Origin of the sequence: Endozoicomonas sp., assembly GCF_051008435.1 — a bacterium.
In the GTDB taxonomy this organism is placed as follows: domain Bacteria; phylum Pseudomonadota; class Gammaproteobacteria; order Pseudomonadales; family Endozoicomonadaceae; genus Endozoicomonas_A.
In genome coordinates, this window is the sequence record NZ_JBPCXO010000248.1 from 1 (window position 1) to 1,500 (window position 1,500).

Consider the following 1,500-nt stretch of genomic DNA (forward strand, 5'->3'; position numbering starts at 1 on the left):
CAATGGCACTGACTTAAGCCGCTTTCCGTTGGTACACATTGAGTCTACGAGCCTGTGATCTTGTGTGCTGGAGTCTCTTATATGGCTTTGGTCGCCTTTTTACTGCTCTGGGTTCACTGCGACCAGGTCGATTCCCTACAATATGCTCTGATGCGATCCGTATCATGTGCTTCACCACCTTTGGTAACAAAGCGCTCTCTGTTTGTAACAGAAGAACATGGAACTCCTGCACGGTTTCTTGCGCCGATTTGAAACTGATTTCCCGAGGCTGGTTTTTCAGTTCTGTCGCCGCACGTGCCATTAATGCGCGGATAAGGTTGTAAACCAACAGGTGGACGGTGATTTCTTTTCTCACCATCTCTGGCGTTTTGCACCGTAGCACATCCATTTTCATGAGGCTTTTGATGGATCTTAAATCCAGTTCAATATGCCAGCGAGCCAGATAAAGACTGACGATGCTTGACCGTGGATATTTTTCAGCATCCAGAAGTGTTGTGACGATAATGCGTTTTTTACTTTTGATTACCCTGATTGTCAGCTCATCAGGCACCCACTGATTGTAGTACTCAGGGTTCATCCAGTCTGGACGTGCAGGCTTTCTCAGGTGGATTAGCCCGTCTTTCTTTCCCAGCTTCTGGTCGCATTGTCTGAAGTCTACATGTCGGGCTCCATTTTTTTCACAGACTGCATCAATGTCGCCTATCTGGAGCAGTGCGAGCAGAAAGTAATTTTCAAAGATGGCGTCACCCAGAACGATGTCACCGGCTTTAAGCTGCTCCACCAGTTGCCTAAATAGTGTGACTTCGCCCGTTTGTTTGCCTTTATAAGGGGCTACAGCGTAGGCCAATACTGCACCACTGCCTAATGCCGTGAGGACTTCTATTCTCAGGAGCGGATTTCCAACCCCTTTTTTTGCGAACCATGTTGAGGGTAGGCTTTCTGATTTTCAGCCGTGTCAGGCATGGAGAGTGTCGAGCCGTCGGCAATGACAATTCTGCGATTGAACCAGAGCCATGATTCAGGGCTGGCATTATCCAGATTATTGCCGGATTGGTTCAGGAGTGTCATAAGACTCTCTTCGGTAAGGCGTTGCCTGGCTTTGCAGTAGCCACTGTTATTGGTTTTACTGGGTTCTCGCTCCATAGCTACCTGATCTCTGGCATCAGCAATCAGGGCATTACGGCAAGACTTATTTTCACTGACCACCTGGTGCATAAACAGGCTGAGAGTCTTTAGTGGTGGGAAGTGTCTGACCCTGCCACCTGTGTACTGTGACTGAAAGTCTTCAAGGTTCTCTTTGGTGAGAATGCTGGAAAGCTTATCGTTTCCGGTCAATGCATATTGCCTGAGCAGTTCGTCAGCGAGGCTGAGGTATTCTGGGCTAAACTTGGTCATGGCTTGCTCGAGGAGGAGTTTTTGAAATATACGACTTTTATAGTCGATTTTCTTCTTGAGCAAGTCTTGGTATTTCAGGGATGACGGCTTAAGTCAGTGCCATTG

2 protein-coding genes are annotated in these 1,500 nt (G+C 47.7%); both read right to left on the reverse strand.

Annotated elements, in window-relative coordinates:
• Nucleotides 1-13 precede the first annotated feature (13 nt).
• Nucleotides 14-889 carry an IS4 family transposase gene (locus tag ACR2PX_RS12790; protein ID WP_433999746.1) on the reverse strand — a complete coding sequence of 292 codons (876 nt, stop codon included), beginning with the start codon at nt 887-889 and terminating at the stop codon, nt 14-16.
• A complete protein-coding gene (locus tag ACR2PX_RS12795; RefSeq protein WP_433999745.1) occupies nt 886-1,395 on the reverse strand; it encodes a hypothetical protein in 510 nt (169 codons plus the stop codon). Before ACR2PX_RS12795 ends, ACR2PX_RS12790 begins: the two co-directional genes overlap by 4 nt.
• Nucleotides 1,396-1,500 lie beyond the last annotated feature (105 nt).